General features: G+C 74.0%; 12 protein-coding genes. 8 read left to right on the plus strand and 4 right to left on the minus strand.

All coding sequences use genetic code 11. The annotated features are described in order from the left end of the window. Positions 1 to 8 precede the first annotated feature (8 nt). Positions 9 to 959, minus strand: coding sequence for a 1,2-phenylacetyl-CoA epoxidase subunit PaaA (gene paaA, locus WIS52_RS20910; protein WP_349300005.1), 951 nt, complete (start codon positions 957 to 959; stop codon positions 9 to 11). Between the two features lie 158 nt (positions 960 to 1117). On the opposite strand from paaA, the gene paaZ reads away from it, so the two are divergent. Further along, positions 1118 to 3157: a phenylacetic acid degradation bifunctional protein PaaZ gene (paaZ, locus tag WIS52_RS20915; RefSeq protein ID WP_349300006.1), complete on the plus strand. Its 2040-nt coding sequence runs from the start codon at positions 1118 to 1120 to the stop codon at positions 3155 to 3157. A 90-nt stretch (positions 3158 to 3247) separates the two neighbouring features. On the opposite strand, the gene WIS52_RS20920 is transcribed toward paaZ, so the two are convergent. Beyond that, positions 3248 to 3817 carry a putative immunity protein gene (locus WIS52_RS20920; protein ID WP_349300007.1) on the minus strand — a complete coding sequence of 190 codons (570 nt, stop codon included), beginning with the start codon at positions 3815 to 3817 and terminating at the stop codon, positions 3248 to 3250. Positions 3818 to 4002: 185 nt separating this feature from the next. Between WIS52_RS20920 and WIS52_RS20925 the strand changes: the two genes are divergently transcribed. Both WIS52_RS20925 and WIS52_RS20930 read left to right on the plus strand, forming a co-directional pair. Further along, complete coding sequence (locus WIS52_RS20925; RefSeq protein ID WP_349300008.1) at positions 4003 to 5490, plus strand: alpha/beta hydrolase; 1488 nt, start codon at positions 4003 to 4005, stop codon at positions 5488 to 5490. Positions 5491 to 5592: 102 nt separating this feature from the next. Continuing rightward, entirely contained in the window at positions 5593 to 5952 is a 360-nt protein-coding gene (locus tag WIS52_RS20930) for a VOC family protein (protein ID WP_349300009.1), read from the plus strand. Positions 5953 to 5959: 7 nt separating this feature from the next. Here WIS52_RS20930 and WIS52_RS20935 read toward each other — a convergent pair whose 3' ends face one another. Together WIS52_RS20935 and WIS52_RS20940 are read right to left on the minus strand one after the other, a co-directional pair. Then, positions 5960 to 6742, minus strand: a complete 783-nt coding sequence (locus WIS52_RS20935; protein WP_349300010.1) for an SDR family NAD(P)-dependent oxidoreductase — start codon at positions 6740 to 6742, stop codon at positions 5960 to 5962. Positions 6743 to 6750: 8 nt separating this feature from the next. After that, positions 6751 to 8190: an aldehyde dehydrogenase family protein gene (locus WIS52_RS20940; protein WP_349300270.1), complete on the minus strand. Its 1440-nt coding sequence runs from the start codon at positions 8188 to 8190 to the stop codon at positions 6751 to 6753. 151 nt (positions 8191 to 8341) lie between these two features. Between WIS52_RS20940 and WIS52_RS20945 the strand changes: the two genes are divergently transcribed. The 5 genes from WIS52_RS20945 to WIS52_RS20965 are packed head-to-tail and all read left to right on the plus strand — an operon-like array spanning position 8342 to position 14840. Beyond that, positions 8342 to 9838: an ABC transporter substrate-binding protein gene (locus tag WIS52_RS20945; protein ID WP_349300011.1), complete on the plus strand. Its 1497-nt coding sequence runs from the start codon at positions 8342 to 8344 to the stop codon at positions 9836 to 9838. A 16-nt stretch (positions 9839 to 9854) separates the two neighbouring features. After that, positions 9855 to 10805, plus strand: coding sequence for an ABC transporter permease (locus WIS52_RS20950; protein ID WP_349300012.1), 951 nt, complete (start codon positions 9855 to 9857; stop codon positions 10803 to 10805). Continuing rightward, on the plus strand, positions 10802 to 11650 hold the full coding sequence (locus WIS52_RS20955; protein WP_349300013.1) for an ABC transporter permease: 849 nt from the start codon (positions 10802 to 10804) through the stop codon (positions 11648 to 11650). Before WIS52_RS20950 ends, WIS52_RS20955 begins: the two co-directional genes overlap by 4 nt. Continuing rightward, positions 11647 to 13413, plus strand: coding sequence for an ABC transporter ATP-binding protein (locus WIS52_RS20960; RefSeq protein WP_349300014.1), 1767 nt, complete (start codon positions 11647 to 11649; stop codon positions 13411 to 13413). The genes WIS52_RS20955 and WIS52_RS20960 overlap by 4 nt, the downstream gene beginning before the upstream one ends. Further along, positions 13410 to 14840, plus strand: a complete 1431-nt coding sequence (locus WIS52_RS20965; RefSeq protein WP_349300015.1) for an amidase — start codon at positions 13410 to 13412, stop codon at positions 14838 to 14840. The genes WIS52_RS20960 and WIS52_RS20965 overlap by 4 nt, the downstream gene beginning before the upstream one ends. Positions 14841 to 14852: the final 12 nt, after the last annotated feature.

A 14852-nucleotide genomic window follows, 5' to 3' on the forward strand; every position in this document is an offset into this window, starting at 1 on the left:
CTGCTCGGTCACGCCCGCGCCTCCCGCTTGTCGGCGTAGGCCCGGGCGGCCTCGCGGACCCAGGCCCCGTTCTCGTGCGCGCGGCGCCGGTGCGCCAGGCGCTGCTGGTTCGCCGGCCCGGCCCCGGAGATCACGGCCTGGAACTCCGACCAGTCCGGTTCACCGAAGTCGTGCGCCTGCCGCTCGTCGTTCCAGCGCAGCGCCGGGTCCGGCAGCGTGACACCCAGGGTCCGCGCCTGCGGGACGCTCATGTCCACGAACCGCTGGCGCAGCTCGTCGTTGGTGTGCCGCTTGATGCCCCAGGCCATCGACTGCCGGGTGTTGGGGGAGTCCCCGTCGGCCGGGCCGAACATCATCAGCGACGGCCACCACCACCGGTCCACCGACTCCTGGACCATCTCCCGCTGCGCGTCGGTGCCGTTGACCAGCGCGAGCAGGGACTCGTAGCCCTGCCGCTGGTGGAACGACTCCTCCTTGCAGATCCGGATCATCGCCCGGGCGTAGGGGCCGTAGGAGCAGCGGCACAGCGGTACCTGGTTGGCGATCGCGGCGCCGTCGACCAGCCAGCCGATCACCCCGATGTCCGCCCAGGACAGCGTCGGGTAGTTGAAGATCGACGAGTACTTCTGCTTCGCGTCGATCAGCTTCTCGGTCAGCTCCTCGCGGTCCACGCCCAGGGTCTCCGCGGCCGCGTAGAGGTACATGCCGTGACCGGCCTCGTCCTGCACCTTCGCCAGCAGGATCGCCTTGCGGCGCAGCGACGGGGCGCGCAGCAGCCAGTTGCCCTCCGGCTGCATGCCGATGATCTCGGAGTGCGCGTGCTGGGCGATCTGGCGGATCAGGGTCTTCCGGTAGGCCTCGGGCATCCAGTCCCGCGGCTCGATCCGCCGGTCCGCCGCGATCGTCGCGTCGAACTGCGCCTCCAGGTCGGCGGGGGGCCGTTCGTCGGTCGCCGTCATCGCTCCACCTCTACTACCGAATGTTCGTTCGTCTGAGCATGGCGCCCGGGTGCGCTGATCGCAAGAGCGGCGACCCTTCCCGGCCGGACGCGGGCGGTGCTAGCTTGCCGAAACGACCGAATGGTCGTTCGTCCGTCGTGCGAGGAGGCGCGAGCTCGATGACCACCGCACTGCTGCGCAGCTACGTCTCCGGCGACTGGTACACCGCCCCCGACGAGGGCCGTCCGGTCTACGACGCCGTGACCGGCGAGGAGATCGCCCGGGTCTCGACCACCGGCCTCGACGTCGCCGCCGCCCTGGACCACGCGCGCCGGGTCGGCGGCCCGGCGCTGCGCGAGCTCACCTTCCACCAGCGCGCCGCGCTGCTCAAGGCCGTCGGGCAGTACCTGCGCGAGCACCGCGAGGAGCTCTACGCCGCCTCGAAGCGGACCGGTGCGACCCTGGCCGACTCGCGCTTCGACGTCGACGGCGGCATCGGCGTGCTGCTCGGCTACGCCTCGAAGGCCAAGCGGGAGCTGCCCGACGACACCGTCTACGTCGAGGGCACGGTCGAGCCGCTCGGCAAGGGCGGCACATTCCTCGGCCAGCACGTCCTGACCCCGCTCCGCGGTGTCGCGGTGCAGATCAACGCGTTCAACTTCCCCGTCTGGGGCCCGCTGGAGAAGTTCGCGCCGGCCTTCCTGGCCGGGGTCCCGACGCTGGTCAAGCCGGCCACGCCGACCGCGGCGCTGACCGCGGTGCTGATCGAGCGGATCGTCGCGTCCGGCCTGCTGCCCGAGGGTTCCCTCCAGTTCGCCGCCGGCTCGCTGGGTGACGCGTTCGAGCACCTGACCGGGCAGGACCTGGTGGCCTTCACCGGGTCCGCCGCCACGGCGCAGACCCTGCGCGGCCACCCCGCGATCGTCCGCAACTCGGTACGCTTCACCGCCGAGGCCGACTCACTCAACCTCGCCGCCCTGGGCCCGGACGCGGGCCCCGGCACCGAGGAGTTTGACCTGTTCGTGAAGACCCTCACCACCGAGATGACGGTCAAGGCCGGGCAGAAGTGCACCGCGATCCGGCGCGCCTTCGTGCCCCGCGAGCACGTCGACGCCGTCGTCGATGCGGCGTCGGCCCGGCTGGCGACGGTGGTCGTCGGCGCGCCCGACGCCGAGGGCGTCCGGATGGGTGCGCTGGCGAGCCTGGACCAGCGCGAGGAGGTCCGGCGCAGCGTGAAGGCGCTGGCCGACGCCGGCCGGATCGTGTTCGGCGATCCGGACCGGGTCGAGGTCGCCGGCGCCGACGCCGACCGCGGCGCGTTCGTGAGCCCGCTGCTGCTGGTCGGGGACCCGGAACGAGCCGAGCCGCACGAGGTCGAGGCGTTCGGACCGGTGGCGACGGTGCTGCCCTACGACTCGACCGCCCAGCTGATCGACTACGCGGCGCGGGGCCAGGGCTCGCTGGCCGGGTCGATCGTGTCCGCCGACCCGGAGTTCGTGCGCGAGGTGGTGCTGGGCATCGCGGCGTTCCACGGCCGGCTGCACGTGCTCAACGCCCGGGACGGGGGCGAGTCGACCGGGCACGGTTCCCCGCTGCCGCAGCTGGTCCACGGGGGACCCGGACGGGCCGGCGGCGGCGAGGAGATGGGTGGCATCCGCGGGGTGCTGCACCACATGCAGCGCACCGCGATCCAGGCCGACCCGGATTCGCTGGCGGCGATCACCGGCCGCTGGGTCGCCGGCGCCGAGCGCCGGGAGTCCGATGTGCACCCGTTCCGCAAGCACCTCGAGGAGCTCCGCCCCGGCGACGCGCTCGTCGCCGGGCCCCGCCGGGTCACCCGGTCCGATGTGGAGCACTTCGCCGAGTTCACCGGGGACACCTTCTACGCACACATGGACGAGGCCGCGGCCGCGGCGAACCCGCTGTTCGGGCAGCGGGTGGCGCACGGCTACCTGGTCGTGTCGCTCGCGGCGGGGCTGTTCGTCGACCCGGATCCCGGCCCGGTGCTGGCGAACTTCGGGGTCGACGGGCTGCGGTTCCTGACCCCGGTCCGGTTCGACGACGAGCTGACCGTGACGCTGACCTGCAAGCAGATCACCCCGCGCGAGTCCGCCGGCTACGGCGAGGTCCGGTGGGACGCCGACGTGACCCGCCAGGACGGCGAGTCGGTCGCCCGCTACGACGTCCTGACCCTCGTCGCGAAGAAGGACGGGCAGTGAGCCGGTGAGCGCACTGCGGGTCGGCCGTGCGGGCGCGGCCGGAGCGCGCCGACCGATGAGCGCGGCGCGCCCGGCCGACCGGACGGACGGCTACGGCTGCCGGAGGAGCTCGTCCAGCGCGCTGGTCAGCTGAGCCACCCGGTTCCTCCCGGCCGCGATCCGCGGGTACCGCCGGACGACGTCCACGAGCCCGGGCGACGCCCGCCGGAACGACTGCTCGACGTGGCGCGCACCGACGCCGTGATCGTCGCCCGCCCGTAGCTCGGCCACCCGGGCGGCGTGGGCCGCGGCCCGCAGGACGTGCCCGACCTGCGTCTCCCTCGCGCGCGCCGACGTCCAGGTCCGGACCTGCTCGGGCGGATGGAGGTAGGCGGCCGCCGCCGCATCGCCCGCAGCGCGGGCCGCGCACCTCGCCTGCTCGTCGTCGACCTCCCGAGCGGCCCGGTGTGCGGCGAGTGAGGTGACCCGCTGCAGGCGGGACCGTGCCGCACCGTCGACGAAGAGCCGTGCGGCGTCGACGGCAGCGCGGGGGCGTGGGTCCTCCCGGTTCGCCGCCTCGAAGACGGGCAGGATCTCGTCGGCGCTCACGAGCACGTACCGCGTCACCAGACGCAGCTCGTCCATCGTGATGCCGAGATCGTCGGCCGGGGCGCGCGCCACGAAGACGATCCTCCCGTACTGCACCCGCTCCGTCCGAAGTCGGAGCCGGACTACGTCTTCGGTCGGTGAGCGGAGCCGCTCGACCGATGTGTCCCGCCGGCCGGCGTCCCTACCGTCCACCCGGAGTCGATCATCCGAAGGCAGGGGGAACGGGAACGATGCGGGGACGACGGAACCTACGGCGCATGGGCGCGCTGGCCGTGCTGGCGGGACTGGCCGGAGGAGTGATTGCGACTCCGGCGGTGGCCGGGGAACCGGCGGCGCCGGCGCAGCGAACGGCGGTGCCGGAGCAGGCGGCGGGACCGGAGTGGGGGCCGTGCCCACCCGACGTCGTCGCTCCGCTGGTCGCCCTGCAGTGCGCGCAGATCCCGGTCCCGCTGGACTACGGCGAGCCGGACGGCGAGCAGATCCAGATCATGGTGTCGAGATCGGCGAGCCGGAAGCCGGAGAAGCGGCGCGGCGTGCTGGTGCTCAACCCGGGCGGTCCGGGTGGCTCCGGTCTCTCGTTCGCGAACGACCTCGTCGAGCGTGGCCTGCCGGCCGGTGTGCAGGACGGCTACGACCTCATCGGCCTCGACACCCGCGGGGTCGGGCACTCGGCCCCGGTGAGCTGCGGCTTCACGACCGAGCAGGACTACACCGGGAACATCCCGCCCTACGCCGCCGACGACGCGGCGGTCCTCGCGCAGGCCGAGATCGCGCGGGAGGTGGCGCAGCGCTGCGGCGAGCACGACGACAACGGCCACCTGCGGCACGTGACGACGGCGAACGTGGCCCGCGACATCGACCGGATCCGTGCCGCGCTCGGCGAGGAGAAGGCGAGCTTCCTGGGGTTCTCCTACGGCTCGGCGCTCGGCGCGGCCTACGCGTCGATGTTCCCGGAGCGGGCCGACCGCGTCGTGCTCGACAGCAACATCGGGGACACCCACCTCGATCAGGACGGGATCCGGCGCTACGCCCTCGGCGCCGAGGAGACCTTCGACGACTTCGCGCGGTGGGCCGCGGACCGGCACGACACCTACGGGCTGGGGGCCACACCGGACGAGGTGCGCTCCACGTACTTCACGCTCGCCGGACGGCTGGACGAGCAGCCCTCCGGCGGGATCGACGGGCGCACGTTCCGGCTGCTCACCTTCGTCGGTCTCTACGGCGAGACCGCCTACGGCCGGACGGCCGCCGCCTGGGAGTCGGTGCTGAGCGGCGACGCCGCCGCGCCACCCGTACCGCCGCCGGGCGGGCCGTCGCCGACCGACAACGCGTTCTCGGCGTTCATCGCCACGACCTGCAACGACGTCGCGTGGCCGCGGGACGTGGCGGTGTACCAGCGCGCGGTGGCCGAGGACCGCGAGAAGTTCCCGATCTTCGGGGCGGCGAGCGCCAACGTCCTGCCCTGCGCGTTCTGGCCGTACGAGCCTCCCGAGCCGCCCGTCGAGGTGCTCGACGAGGGCCCGGCGAACGTGCTGGTCGTGCAGAACCGGTACGACCCGGTCACCCCGCTGCGCGGTGCCGAGCTGATCGACGAGAAGTTCGGTGACCGGTCCCGGCTGGTGGTCGCGAACGGCAGCGGCCACGGGGTCTACTCCGGCCTCGGCGTCAGCCCGTGCGCCCTCGGCGCGACGACGGCCTTCCTCGTGCGCGGGGAGCTGCCGGATCAGGACGTGTTCTGTCCCTGACCCTTTCCTGTCCTTCCGTCCGGTCGGTCCCGTACCGATGACTTCGCGACGGTCGGTCGGTCACCCCTCATGACCGACCGACGACCCGGGGAGCACACCGCCATGACCACCCAGCCGCAGCACGAGATCGTCGGAGTCCTCGCCGGACTGGCCACAAGCGACATGGACCGCGGCATCGACTGGCTGACCATGGTCCTCGGCCGGGAACCGACCGCGCGGCCCATGCCGATCCTCGCCGACTGGGCCCTCGGCGCCGCGGGAACGCTCCAGCTGGTCCACGACGCCGAGCGGGCCGGCGGCAGCATGGTGACGCTCCAGGTCGCCGATCTCGCCGCCGTCGCCGAGCGGCTCGCCGACCGGGGGCTGGAGTTCCCCTACGACGAGACGACCTCGCAGCGGGTGAAGTTCGCGCAGCTGACCGACCCCGACGGCAACAGCGTGACCCTGGTCGAGGCCAAGTGAGCGGGGGTCAGGTGGGCGGGGTGAACCGCCCGTCGACGGCCGTCCAGCCCCCGTCGACCATCAGCGTCGATCCGGTGACGAAGCTGGCCGCGTCCGAGGCCAGGTACACCACCGCCCCGACGAGCTCGGACGGCCGGGCCCAGCGGCCGAGCGCCCCCTTCTGCGCGTAGGCGGCGTACCACTGCTCGTCCGCCTTGATCTGGCTGGTCAGCGGGGTCTCGACCACCCCGGGGGCGATCGCGTTGACCCGCACCCCGTCCTCGCCGAACTCGACCGCCGCGGTCTTGACCAGCCCGATCGCGCCGGCCTTGGTCGCGGCGTAGACGGACTGGCCGGGCTCGACGACGAGGCCGCGGATCGAGGAGAACACCACGATGCTCCCCGTCCCGCGCTCGACCATGCCGCGCCCGAAGGCCTGCAGCACGGTGAAGGTGGCCTCCAGGTTGAGCCGGGTGACCTGCCGGAACTCCTCGGTCGTGTAGTCGAGGATCCGCTTGCGGACGTTCATGGCCGCGGTGAGCACCAGGACGTCGACCTCGCCGAGTGCTGCCGCGGCGTCGTGCACGGCCGCCGCGTCGGTCACGTCGAGGGTGAGTGCCTCGCCGCCGACGGCCTCGGCGGCCTCCGCGGCGGTCCCGGCGTCGCGGTCCACGCAGATCACGTGCGCCCCGTGCGCGGCGAGACCGCGGACGACCTCGTGGCCGATCCCGCCCGCGCCGATGACGACGGCGCGCTTCCCGTCGAGCCGGAACAGGTTCCCGTAGTCGTTCAGACTGGTGCAGTCGTTCATGCTGCTACTCATTCCGGCCGGATGACGGCCATGCGGGTGACGGTCAGTTCCTCGATCGCGAAGCGGGGGCCCTCGCGCCCGGTCCCGGAGTCCTTCACCCCGCCGTAGGGCATGACGTCGGACCGGAACCCGGGCACCTCGTTGATCACGACGCCGCCCACCTCCAGCTCCTCGATCGCGGCGAAGGCGGTGGCCAGCGAGCGGGTGAAGACACTGGCCTGCAGGCCGTAGCGCGACCGGTTCACGGCCTCCAGCGCGGTCGGCAGGTCCGGCACCGACCGGATCGCGACGACCGGGGCGAAGATCTCCTCGCACCACGCCTTCTCCGACTCCGGGACGTCGAGCAGGATCGTCGGTTCGACGGTGCGGTCGACCACCCGCCCACCGTGCAGGACCGTCGCCCCCGCCCGCTCGGCCTCGGTGATCCACTCCAGGACCCGGTCGGTGGAGGCCTGGTCGATCAGCGGCGCGACCCGGGTGGCCGGGTCGCGGGGATCGCCGACGGTGAGCTCGCCGATCCGCGCGCCGAGCTTCCCGACGAACTCCTCGAGCACCGGGGCACACACGATGACCCGCTGGACGGCGATGCAGGCCTGGCCGTTGAAGTAGAAGCCGCCGCGCAGCACGGCGTCCGCGGCGCGGTCCAGATCCGCGTCGGCGTCCACCACGAGCGCGGCGTTCGACCCCAGCTCGAGCAGCGTCCTGCGGGGTGCGGCGTCGCGGGCGATCGCGTGCCCGACCGCGGCCGAGCCGGTGAAGGACACGGCGCCGATGCGGGGGTCGGTGGTGAGCCGGGACCCGACGTCCGGCGGGCCGGTCACGATCTGCAGGATCTCGGCGGGGGCGCCGTGCCGGACCGCGGCCCGGCGCACGATGTCGGCGAGCCAGAGGGTGGCCAGCGGCGTCGCGGGGGCCGGCTTGCACACCACGGGGCAGCCCGCGGCGATCGACGGCGCGATCTTGTGGCTGGCGAGCAGCAGCGGGGCGTTGAACCCGGCGATGCCGATGACCAGCCCGATCGGCTTGCGCTGCCAGAACCCGATCATGCCGCGGCCGGCCGGCTGCAGGTCCAGCGGCACGGTCTCGCCGTGGGCGTGTGAGACTTCCTCCGCGGTCGCCGACCAGGTGAACACGGTGCGGTCGAACTCCACGGCGCAGTCCGACCGGGTCTTGCCGGTCTCGGCGACGAGCAGGTCGATCATCTGCTCCCGCAACGGCACGAGCTCGCGCTCGACGTCGAGAAGGATCGCCCGCCGCGCGGCCGCGGTGAGCCGGCCGGCCGGACGCACCGCGGCCAGGCCCGCCTCGAGCGCGGCCTCGGCGTGCTCGACCCGGCCCACCGGGGCCTGGGCGACGATCGACCCGTCGTACGGGAACACGACCGGCGCGAGGTCGGTGTCGTCGACCCAGCCCGGTCCGATGGGCAGGCCGGCGGGGTGATCGGGCAGGGCGGGAGCCGCCGGATCCGCCACGTCTTCTCCTCCTCGTCGTCGTTCCGGGCCGGGAACCCGGCAGTTCGGACGATTCCAGGTCTGGCGGGACATGTCACGTCACTGGTAAGACCAGTCAGCACCTCCGACAGCAGGGAGAGGTGATCCGATGCCGGCGTCCATCGCCGCCGCGCGGCTCCTCGCGCTCGCCGTCGCCGCGCTGGCGCTCGCCGGGTGTGCGGCGGGCCCGGCGGCCTCGGGATCGGCACCCGGCGAGGTCACCGTCGCGCTCAGCCGCGCCCCCGCGAGCCTGGACTACACGCGCAACGCCGGCGTCGCGATCCCGCAGGCACTGCTCTACAACGTCTACGAGCCGCTGGTGAAGATCGACTCCGAGGGGGCCGTCGTCCCGCTGCTGGCGAGCTCGTGGACCGTCGACGACGCCCGCACGAGCTACACCTTCACCCTGCGCGAGGGCGTCGAGTTCGCCGACGGCCGCCCGCTGACCGCCGACGACGTCGTCGCCAGCTTCGACGCCCTGCCGGACTGGACCAACGCCGTGGCGGGGCAGCTGTCCGGCATCGTCGCCACCGAGGCGGTCTCGCCGCAGGTGGTCCGGGTCGAGCTCGACGAGCCGGACAACGCCTTCCTCACCGCGCTCGCCGGCCCGGCAGGCACCGTCTTCGCCGCCGGCGGCACCGACGACCTCGCGACCCGCACGCTGGGCACCGGGCCGTACACGGTGGAGTCCTACGACAGCGGCGTCAGCATGCGGATGGTCGCGCACGAGGGGTACTGGGGCGGCCCGCCGCCGATGGAGCGGATCACGCTGGACTACTACACCGACCCGACGGCGCAGACCAACGCGCTGATGACCGGGGGTGCCGACGCCGCGCTCGGGGTGGACGCACCGCAGCTGCTCCCGCAGTTCGAGAACAGCCCGGACTTCACCGTCACCACCGGCAGCACCGACGCCGAGATGGTGCTGTCGATGAACAACGCGGCGGCCCCGTTCGACGACGTGCGCCTCCGCCGGGCCGTCCGGCACGCCGTCGACTCCGACGGGGTCCGCGAGGTCGCCGCCGAGGGCTACGGCATCCCGCTCGCGACGATGGTCCCGCCCACCGACCCCTGGTACGAGGACCGGCCGGACCCGTATCCCTACGACCCGGAGCGGGCCCGGGAGCTGCTGGCCGAGGCCGGCGACCCGCACCCGGCGATCTCGTTCAAGGTGCCGAACCTGCCGCAGTACGTCCGGGTCGGGCAGACCGTCCAGTCCTACCTGGAGGCGGCCGGGTTCCGGGTGGACATGCGCATCCTCGAGTTCCCGGCCGTCTGGCTGGGCGAGGTGCTCACCGGCCACGACTACCAGCTCGCGGTGATCATCCACTCGGAGCCGCGGGACATCGTGCAGTTCTCCGACCCGGACTACTACTTCGGCTACGACGACCCGGCCGCCGACGCGGTGCTGGCCGCCGCCCGCTCCGGGCCGCCCGGGGAGTACGCCGCCGGGATGCGCGACTACGCCCGGATGATCTCCGAGGGTGCCGCGGCGGACTTCCTCTACCTCACCCAGTGGATCAACGTGGTGTCGGCCGAGGTGTCCGGTGCGCCGGAGAACTCGACGTCGGAGTCCATCGACCTGACCCGCCTCGCGCGCGGCTGACCCGGAGGAACCGCTGATGGCCGTGTCCCTCGCCCGCCGCCTCGGGGCGTTCGTGCTGACCGCACTGGTCGCGTCGCTGGTCGTGTTCCTGCTGCTCTCGGTGGTGCCCGGAGACCCGGCCCAGGTGGCGCTGGGCGTCACGGCCACGCCGGAGGCGCTCGCCGCGCAGCGCGCGGAGATGGGCCTGGACCGGCCGCTGGTCGCGCAGTACCTGAGCTGGGTGGGCGGCCTGCTGCAGGGCGACTTCGGCGTCTCGGCGGTCACCGGCGAGCCGATCGCGACCGAGCTGTTCACCCGCGCGACGGTGACCACCTGGCTGGTGCTGTCCGCGATGGTCCTCGCGCTCGCCGTCGCGGTCCCGCTGGGCGTGCTCGCCGCGGTCCGCCGCCGTCGCGCGGACGGTGTGCTGCTGTCCGCGGTGAGCCAGCTCGGCATCGCGGTGCCCGCGTTCCTCGCCGGGCTGCTGCTGATCACCGTGTTCGCGGTCCGGCTGGGCTGGTTCCCGGCCGGCGGCTGGTCCCGTCCCGGCGAGGGACTGCCGAGCCTGCTCTGGCACCTCGCCCTGCCGGCGGTCGCCCTGGGGCTCGTCCAGGGCGCGGTCATCTCCCGCTACGTCCGCTCGGCCGTGCTCGACGTGATGGGCGAGGACTTCCTGCGCACCGCGCGGGCCAAGGGCCTCACCCCGGCCCGAGCGCTGGTCCGGCACGGCCTGCGCAACGCGGCGATCCCGGTCCTGACGATCAGCGGCGTCCAGCTCGGCGTGATGCTGGTCGGGGCCGTCGTCGTCGAGCGGGTGTTCGTCCTCAACGGACTCGGGTCGATGCTGCTGGAGAAGGTCGCGAACCGGGACATGGCCGCCGTCCAGGGCGTGGTGATGGTCCTGGTCGGCGCCGTCCTGCTGATCAACCTGGTCGTCGACCTGCTCTACGCGGTGATCGACCCGCGTCTCCGGGAGGCATCGGCATGACCGCTCCGACCACGCCCGCCCCGGTCCGCCGCCACCTCGGCGGCAACCTCGTGTCCGGCGCGGTCGTCCTCGCCCTGGTCGTGCTGACGGCGCTGATCTCGCTGGTGTGGACGCCGTACGACCCGATCCCGGTCTCGCCGGACGAGCGCCTGCTCGGCCCGGGCGGGCTGCACCTGCTCGGGACCGATCTCTACGGCCGTGACGTGCTCAGCCTGCTCATGGCCGGCGCCCGCATCACGCTGCTGGTCGGCGTCTCGGCGGTGCTGGTCGCGACCCTCCTCGGGGTGCCGGTCGGGATCTGGGCCGGGATCCGCCGCGGCTGGGTCGACGCCGTGCTCATGCGGGCCGTCGACGTCGTCCTCGCCTTCCCGGCCCTGCTGCTGACGATCGTGTTCGGCGCGGTCTGGGGCGCGAGCGCGACGACCGCGGCCATCGCGCTCGGGATCGGCGCGGCGCCGTCGTTCGCCCGGGTCTCGCGCAGCGGCACGCTGCAGGTCATGGCCCGTGAGTACGTGCTGGCCGCCCGCTCGGCGAACCGCGGATCCTGGTGGATCGCCACCCGGCACGTGCTGCCGAACATCTCCGGACTGGTGATCGTGCAGGCCTCGGTCGCGTTCGCGATCGCGGTGCTCGCCGAGGCCGCGCTGTCCTACCTCGGGTTCGGCACCCGCCCGCCGACGCCGTCCTGGGGCCGGATGCTGCAGGAGGGGCAGAGCTACCTCTACGACCATCCGACGCTGGTCCTGTTCCCCGGCCTCGCCATCGCGGTGACCGTGCTCGGGCTCAACCTGCTCGGCGACGGCCTGCGGGACCGCTTCGACCCCCGCTCGGAGGCACGCCGATGACCGCGGCCACTGTGGACGACCCGGCCGGGACCGCCGTCCGGGTCCGGGACCTGCGCATCCGCTCCGCGTCCGGGACGCTCGTCGACGGCCTCGACCTGGACATCGCGCCGGGCGAACGGGTCGGGCTGATCGGGGAGTCGGGCAGCGGCAAGTCGCTCACCGCGTACGCCCTGCTCGGCCTGCTGGACGACGAGCTGCGCGCCGAGGGCGACGTCCGGCTGCCCGGGCTCGCCGGGAACGTCCTCGACACCGACGAACGGACCCTGAGCCGCACCCGCGGCCGGGTCGCCTCGATCGTCTTCCAGGAACCGATGACCGCGCTGAACCCGCTGATGCGGGTCGGGGCGCAGGTCGCCGAGACCCTGCTCTGCCACGGCACCGCCCCGAGCCGCGCGGCCGCCGCGCGGGCCGCCGTCGAGCTGCTCGACCAGGTGCGGCTGCCCGATCCGGAGCGGGCCGCCCGGGCGTTCCCGCACCAGCTCTCCGGCGGCCAGCGCCAGCGGGTCGTGATCGCGGCGGCGCTGGCCAACGACCCGGCGCTGCTGATCTGCGACGAGCCCACGACCGCGCTCGACGTCACCGTCCAGGCCCAGGTGCTCGAGATCGTCGCCGAGCTGGTCCGGGCCCGCGACACCGCGCTGCTGTTCATCAGCCACGACCTCGCGGTGGTCTCCGCGGTCGCCGACCGGGTGGCGGTGATGCGCGGCGGCGTCGTCGTCGAGCAGGGGCCGGTCGCGGAGGTGTTCACCGGGCCACAGCACGAGTACACGAGGGCACTGCTGGCCGCGTCCGATCTGGACGGAGCCCGGCCGGAGGGCGCCGCGGCCGGGCCGTCGCCGGCCGTCGCCGCGCCGCGTCCGCACCTCGCGCTCGACGGCGGCACCGGAGACGGCGGCACCGGAGACGGTGACACCGGGTGCGCGGTGTTCAACCCGGTGACCGGCACCGAGCCGCTGATCCGGACCCGCGGGCTCGGGCGCGAGTACCCGGGCGCGCGGCGGGGGATCGGGCGCCGCGGTGAACCGGTGCACGCCCTGCGGGACGCCTCGCTCGACGTCGCCGAGGGCCAGAAGCTCGGCATCGTCGGCGAGTCCGGATCCGGGAAGTCCACACTGCTGCGCCTGGTCGCCGGGCTGGACCGGCCGACGTCGGGCACGGTCCGGGTCGGCGACGTCGACATCCCGGCCGCCGGAGCGGCCCGGGAGGACCTGCGCCGGCTGCGGCGCGACGTCGCCGTGGTCTTCCAGGACCCGATGGGCTCGCTGGACCCGCGGATGCAGGTGTCCCGGATCGTCGCCGAGCCGCTGCACGGGGTGAGCCGCGCCGAGGCGGCCGACCGGAGCCGGGAGGTCCTGGCCGCGGTCGGGCTCGACGGCGACGCACTCGACCGCTACCCGCACCAGTTCTCCGGCGGCCAGCGCCAGCGCATCTCCATCGCCCGGGCCCTGGTCACCCGGCCGCGGATCCTCGTCGCCGACGAGCCGGTCTCGGCCCTGGACGTCTCGGTACGTGCCCAGGTGCTCGACCTCGTCGCCGGGCTGGCCGACGAGTACGCGCTGACGCTGCTGTTCATCTCGCACGACCTCGGGGTGGTCCGGCACGTGTGCGACTCGGTGCTGGTGATGGCGTCCGGGCGGATCGTCGAGTCCGGCGCGACCGGCGCCGTCTACGCCGACCCCCGGCACCGGTTCACCGCCGACCTCGTCGCGGCGACCCCACGGCTGCGGTTCGCACCGTCCACGACCCCTGAGGAGAGCCGTTGACCACGCGGGTGCACAGCGATCTCACCGACCTGAGCGCGACCGAGCTGCTGGCCGGGTTCCGGGAGCGCACCGTCGACCCGGTCGAGGTGCTGGAGGCGGTGCTCGCCCGGATCGCGCGGCACGAGCCGACGCTGAACGCCTTCGTCCACCACGATCCGGACCTCGCCCGCGCACAGGCGGTCGCCGCGGCCGTCCGGTGGGCCGGGGGTGCGCCCGTCGGCGAGCTCGACGGGGTCCCGCTGACGCTGAAGGAGAACATCGCCGTCGCCGGGCTGCCGGTCACCGCGGCCACCGCGGCGCAGCACGACGCACCGCCCCGCACCGTCGACGGCCCGGTCGCGCTGACCACCGCGGCCGCCGGCGCCGTGCGGCTCGGCACCACCGTCATGCCCGACTACGGGATGCTGTCGTCCGGGGTATCGAGCCTGCACGGCGTCACCCGCAGCCCGTGGAACCCGGCCTGGACCGTCGGCGGGTCCAGCGCCGGGGCGTCGGCCGCGGGGGCGGCCCGGTTCGGCCCGCTGCACGTGGGCAGCGACATCGGCGGCTCGATCCGGCTCCCCGCCGGCTGGACCGGGCTGGCCTCGCTCAAGCCCACCTACGGCACCGTCCCGGTCGACCCGCCGTACCTGGGCCGGGCGATCGGCCCGCTCGCCCGCAGCATCGACGACGTCGCGCTCGCGATGCGCGTCCTCACCCGCCCGGATCCGCTGGACCGCGACCACACCTGGATCGCCTCGAGCGCCCCCTGGGAGTCGGTCACGACCACCCCCCTGCGCGACGACGAGGTGGCCGGGATGCGGGTCGCGGTGCACGCCGACGCCGGGTCCGGCATCGGCACCGACCCCGAGGTCGCCGGAACCGTCCGTGCGGTCGCGGCCGTGTTCGAGCGGGCCGGGGCGGCGGTCGAGGAGCTGCCGCCGTTCGTGACCCCCGACCTGCTGGCCCGGCTCGACCTGTTCCTGCGCCTGCGGTCCCATGTGGACCTGAGCGCGCTGGCGGAGGACCGGCGCGAGCGGGTGCTGCCCTACATCCGTGAGTGGGCCGGCGCCGCGGCGGGCCTCGGTGGTGCCGAGGCGTTCGGCGCGTACTCCGGGGTGCAGGAGCTGCGGGCCACCACGGCGGCGGCCACCCGGCCCTACGACGTCGTGCTCTCCCCGGTGGCACCGGTCGCGGCGTTCCCGGCGGAGCAGCACGGCCCGACCGACGACCCGGTGACCGCGCTGGACCACATCGCCTTCACCGCCCCCTACAACGTGTCCGACCAGCCGGCGGCGACCGTGAACGCCGGGTTCACCGCCGACGGGCGTCCGGTGGGCGTGCAGCTCGCCGGCCGCCGGTTCGCCGACGTCGACGTCCTGCGCGTCGCCCGCTGGTACGAGCACGCCCGTCCCGGCGCCGCGCGGCCGACCTGGCCGCTCGGGTAGCGGGAGGATGGG

Source organism: Pseudonocardia nematodicida, from assembly GCF_040105385.1.
In the GTDB taxonomy this organism is placed as follows: Bacteria; Actinomycetota; Actinomycetes; order Mycobacteriales; family Pseudonocardiaceae; genus Pseudonocardia; species Pseudonocardia nematodicida.

Excerpts from the sequence above, each read along its gene's own strand:
- paaA (WP_349300005.1), bottom strand. The coding sequence starts at position 959 with ATGACGGCGACCGACGAACGGCCCCCCGCCGACCTGGAGGCGCAGTTC.
- paaZ (WP_349300006.1), top strand. The coding sequence starts at position 1,118 with ATGACCACCGCACTGCTGCGCAGCTACGTCTCCGGCGACTGGTACACC.
- WIS52_RS20925 (WP_349300008.1), top strand. The coding sequence starts at position 4,003 with ATGGGCGCGCTGGCCGTGCTGGCGGGACTGGCCGGAGGAGTGATTGCG.
- WIS52_RS20930 (WP_349300009.1), top strand. The coding sequence starts at position 5,593 with ATGACCACCCAGCCGCAGCACGAGATCGTCGGAGTCCTCGCCGGACTG.
- WIS52_RS20935 (WP_349300010.1), bottom strand. The coding sequence starts at position 6,742 with ATGAACGACTGCACCAGTCTGAACGACTACGGGAACCTGTTCCGGCTC.
- WIS52_RS20945 (WP_349300011.1), top strand. The coding sequence starts at position 8,342 with ATGCCGGCGTCCATCGCCGCCGCGCGGCTCCTCGCGCTCGCCGTCGCC.
- WIS52_RS20950 (WP_349300012.1), top strand. The coding sequence starts at position 9,855 with ATGGCCGTGTCCCTCGCCCGCCGCCTCGGGGCGTTCGTGCTGACCGCA.
- WIS52_RS20955 (WP_349300013.1), top strand. The coding sequence starts at position 10,802 with ATGACCGCTCCGACCACGCCCGCCCCGGTCCGCCGCCACCTCGGCGGC.
- WIS52_RS20960 (WP_349300014.1), top strand. The coding sequence starts at position 11,647 with ATGACCGCGGCCACTGTGGACGACCCGGCCGGGACCGCCGTCCGGGTC.